Here is a 4,123-nt window from a genome sequence, read left to right on the forward strand (position 1 = left end):
CTGCAGGATCGGCGTTGACTAAGCAGGCATCCGGTGCCCTCAGCACCGAGGATCAGCGTCCCATTCAGCCGGATCTGATTCCGGGGCCCGATCTTGAGGATGATGATCCTTGGATCTAGCCTGATGGAACAGGCCTGAGGAACCTGGAATGGTGCTCAGGCAGAATCTGGGCGATCGCCGGATCTCTGCCCCAGTCAACGAGTACTCTGAGACGAACGTAACCCGCCTAGTTGCTAAGGTGGGAACCCTTGTGTGTCCTGGGATTCCTTTTCGTTCTTCTGTCTTCGTTCTTTTGTCTTGCGGCACTAGCGGCTACTGGTGAACACCTGTTCGGCGGGCCCGGTCATATAAAGGTGGTTGTCGTCTGCCCAGGTAATCAGCAGTGAACCGCCGGGTAATTCTACCGTGGCTTGGCGATCGCTGCGATTGTTCAACACGCTAGCCACTAGGGCTGCACAGGCTCCGGTGCCGCAGGCTAGGGTAATGCCTGCACCCCGTTCCCACACCCGCATTTTGAGATAATCCGATCGCACCACTTGGATAAATTCGGTATTGATCCGTTTGGGGAAGGCGGGATGGTGCTCAAACTTTGGGCCAATCTGCTCAAGGGCGATCGCATCCACATCCTCTACAAAGGTGATGCAGTGAGGATTGCCCATGCTCACGCAGGTGACCGTCCAATCTTGATCCGCCACGGAGAGCGAGATCCCGACTACCTTGTCATCCGCTGCGCCGAGGTTGGTGGGAATCTCACTCGCCAGCAGGCGCGGAATGCCCATGTCTACGGTCACTTGTCCATCGGGTTCTAGCTTTGGTGAAATCAAGCCCGCTAGGGTATGGATACGGTAGGTTTTCTCCGTCGTATCCACACCGTCTGCTGCTTCGAGCTGAGCAACAAACCGCGCCATGCAGCGAATGCCATTACCGCACATTTCTGGCTCAGAGCCATCGGAGTTGAAAATCCGCATGGCGTAGTCGGTGTCGGCCTGCCCCGGCAGGGCAAAAATCACCCCATCTGCCCCAATGCCAAAATGGCGATCGCACCAAGCGATCGCCTCTTCTGGGGTGAGCAGTGGCTCGGCTTGCTGACGATTGTCAATCAAGATGAAGTCGTTACCAATGCCGTGATATTTCGTAAAGTCTATAGCCATAGGAGTGAACGAGTTGAGGGTGAAGCTCTCTATGGATTTAGCATACGTCGAAACTGATGCGAGCAGGCTACCATTCGCTGATATCAGAGCCGCTCCACACTTCTATTTCTAGGTCATGAATATATTGCAGGGCCTGCTCAAGGCAATCGGGCTGGCCCTGCAGCACCAAATCAAACCATCCATCTCCCTCAGCGTTGGCACCCAGAACGGCCGCCTCAATATTCACCGTGACGTGATAGTGAGACACCAGCTTGGAAATCACCGGTTCTTGATGGTAGTGATGGGGAATGCGAAGACGCAGGCGTGTTTGAACCAACGGCTGATCAACGGACATCATGTCTCCTGGTTGGTAAGTAGGTGGACTCAATTAAATGAAAGCTGCCGGGTTTCGACGTCGCTCAACCCTCTTCTCTTAAGGATTGGAGCATGGAGCGACGTCGACATGCTTGCCAAAGTTAGGCCTTCCCACTTAGTAGGGTGAAGTCTCAGCAGTCTGGACAGAGTCGGGACGTTCATCTGCCCACAGATATGCAAGCCTATCGCGGGAATTTTAGCGCCTGACATGTATCAAGAACTGAATCTACGGTAAGTCGATAGGAATAGTGATATTTTTTATTCTATCGATCGCCACTCAGCCCGTCAAGCTTAAACTCTCGTTTCCCGATCGATGATGCGTAGATTAAAGTCTGACTGAGCCGAGGAGGTGATCTATCCACAGGAGGTCTGTGGAGGGGTAATGCCTTAAAGTTCAGCAAAAACTCTTAGATAGTTCCGTGAACTTTATCGTGGGTTCATCCGGATACCCAGGTATAATCCCGTATAGTTCGTATAATGAAAGACACATGCTTAATTAATTCTTAAAAAAACTGATTGATTAAAAGCGCTATCAAGTGTTTTTACGGATAAGTGCTTATCCCTTCTATCTCTTCCTGATGTCGATATGTCACTACAAACCCATAGCAACGATCTAAACCATGAATTAGAGCAACTCATTCAAGGAGTGCTCTCCACTGGACGCATTACCTACAGCGACAAACAGCGATTTTTAGGCTTTTTGATTGCAGGCGAAACCTTGACGAGTCGCCAACTGGCGCAGGTACGCTCCGTGAGCGATCGCCTGCAAATGGGCCTGCTAAAAGTGGTGGATTAACCCCAGCACTGGCCATAGATACCTAGGAATACATCGAGCCTAGTCTATGGTGCGATCGCTCAACCTGGCAGGATTGGGAAAATTGGATTAATAAATCTAGGCGATCGCCAATTCGTTGCTACTATCTCAGCGTAGGGAACGGATCGGATTGTCTCGGATCGTCTAGCGCTGATTCTTCTCGGCGCTTGGTTCATAGAGCTTTTGGGTGCTCATAGCATCCGAAGAGCCATCAATGACCCTTGAGTCTCCATGGCGAGGGCAGTAGGCCGACCTTCGGGCGCTGTCATCGGTGGATCGTCATGCGATCGCGTTCATCCTAAACGCAGCAGAGCCCCTGTTACGCGCAGAATTCCATGCCGATCGTTCCACACACCACAGCAACTTGCAGACCCTCGACAAGGAGTTTTGATTATGGCTGCTATCAAAGTAGGCATCAATGGATTTGGGCGGATTGGACGACTAGTGTTCCGCGCCGGTATTGATAACCCCAATATTCAGTTTGTCGGCATCAATGACCTGGTTCCTCCAGAAAACCTCGCCTATTTGTTGAAATACGACTCCACCCACGGCAAATTTAAGGGCACGGTGGAAGCGGTAGACAGCGGCATCGTGGTGAACGGCAAGCATATTCCCTGTACTGCCATTCGCAATCCTTCCGATCTGCCCTGGGGGGATGCCAATACCGATTATGTTGTTGAAGCAACAGGATTATTCACGGACTATCAGGGTGCGGCGCAACACCTAGCGGCTGGGGCAAAGCGGGTTGTGATTTCTGCTCCCACCAAGGATCCTGAAAAAGTTCGCACCCTGCTCGTGGGCGTCAACCATGACACCTTTAACCCAGAGACCGATGCGATCGTGTCTAATGCGAGCTGCACCACCAACTGCCTCGCACCAGTGGCCAAGGTGATCAACGATAACTTTGGATTAGCGGAAGGGCTGATGACCACGGTTCATGCCATGACCGCCACCCAACCCACCGTAGATGGCCCCAGCAAGAAAGATATGCGCGGTGGACGTAGCGCCGCTCAGAATATCATTCCGGCGTCCACCGGGGCTGCCAAGGCAGTTACCCTAGTGTTGCCAGAACTGAAGGGCAAGCTCACCGGCATGGCCTTCCGGGTGCCCACGCCCGATGTCTCGGTGGTTGACCTCACCTTCAAAACCGACCAAGCTACCAGCTATGCTGAAATTTGTGCAGCCATGAAAGCGGCTTCCGAAAATGGCTTGGCTGGTATTCTCGGCTATACCGAGGATCCGGTTGCCTCCACTGACTTCCAAGGTGATCCCCGCTCCAGCATCTTTGATGCCACGGCGGGTATTGAGCTGAATGCCAATTTCTTCAAGATTGTGGCTTGGTATGACAATGAATGGGGCTATTCCATGCGCGTCATCGATCTCATGATGTCTATGGCTGAGAAGGACGGCATTCTCTAGCCTTGAGCCTAGTTGTTCATTTATGAACCTTTGGGAATACTCAGGAGCGATCGCTCTTGGGTATTCCCCTAAGTATCTGGTTCATGTTAGTATAGCCAAGCTATGGGTTACCCATGCGGGTGTAGTTTAGTGGTAAAACCTCAGCCTTCCAAGCTGATGATGGGGGTTCGATTCCCCCCACCCGCTTTAGAGCCTTGACGAAAAACCTCAGCCTGTTTTTGGCTAAGCCTTATGAAGGTTTGAGTCCTCAGGCAGGTTCGCCTTTATCTAGCTACATACCATATACCTCAACCTCGGCAAAGCCTCTGCCAACAGAAGGTTGGGGAAGAAAATTTGTGAAGAGGCGTTGAGGTTGGGGTTTTAGAGTAAATAACTGGCGTTGCTG

At 51.9% G+C, this 4,123-nt stretch carries 4 protein-coding genes and 1 tRNA gene; 3 read left to right on the top strand and 2 right to left on the bottom strand.

The features are described from left to right. Nucleotides 1–305: 305 nt before the first annotated feature. Together dapF and V6D20_18420 are read right to left on the bottom strand one after the other, a co-directional pair. Nucleotides 306–1,151, bottom strand: a complete 846-nt coding sequence (dapF, locus tag V6D20_18415) for a diaminopimelate epimerase (GenBank protein HEY9817757.1) — start codon at nucleotides 1,149–1,151, stop codon at nucleotides 306–308. 67 nt (nucleotides 1,152–1,218) lie between these two features. Then, nucleotides 1,219–1,488, bottom strand: a complete 270-nt coding sequence (locus V6D20_18420) for an NIL domain-containing protein (protein ID HEY9817758.1) — start codon at nucleotides 1,486–1,488, stop codon at nucleotides 1,219–1,221. 603 nt (nucleotides 1,489–2,091) lie between these two features. Between V6D20_18420 and V6D20_18425 the strand changes: the two genes are divergently transcribed. The 3 genes from V6D20_18425 to V6D20_18435 all read left to right on the top strand — a co-directional run bounded on the left by V6D20_18425 (nucleotide 2,092) and on the right by V6D20_18435 (nucleotide 3,924). Continuing rightward, the gene (locus tag V6D20_18425; protein HEY9817759.1) at nucleotides 2,092–2,301 is read left to right on the top strand and encodes a hypothetical protein; all 210 of its coding nucleotides are present in this window, start codon (nucleotides 2,092–2,094) and stop codon (nucleotides 2,299–2,301) included. A 411-nt stretch (nucleotides 2,302–2,712) separates the two neighbouring features. Further along, nucleotides 2,713–3,738 carry a type I glyceraldehyde-3-phosphate dehydrogenase gene (gene gap, locus V6D20_18430; protein ID HEY9817760.1) on the top strand — a complete coding sequence of 342 codons (1,026 nt, stop codon included), beginning with the start codon at nucleotides 2,713–2,715 and terminating at the stop codon, nucleotides 3,736–3,738. 115 nt (nucleotides 3,739–3,853) lie between these two features. Next, nucleotides 3,854–3,924: transfer RNA gene (locus tag V6D20_18435), tRNA-Gly, on the top strand. Nucleotides 3,925–4,123 lie beyond the last annotated feature (199 nt).

The organism is Candidatus Obscuribacterales bacterium, from assembly GCA_036703605.1.
In the GTDB taxonomy this organism is placed as follows: Bacteria; Cyanobacteriota; Cyanobacteriia; order RECH01; family RECH01; genus RECH01.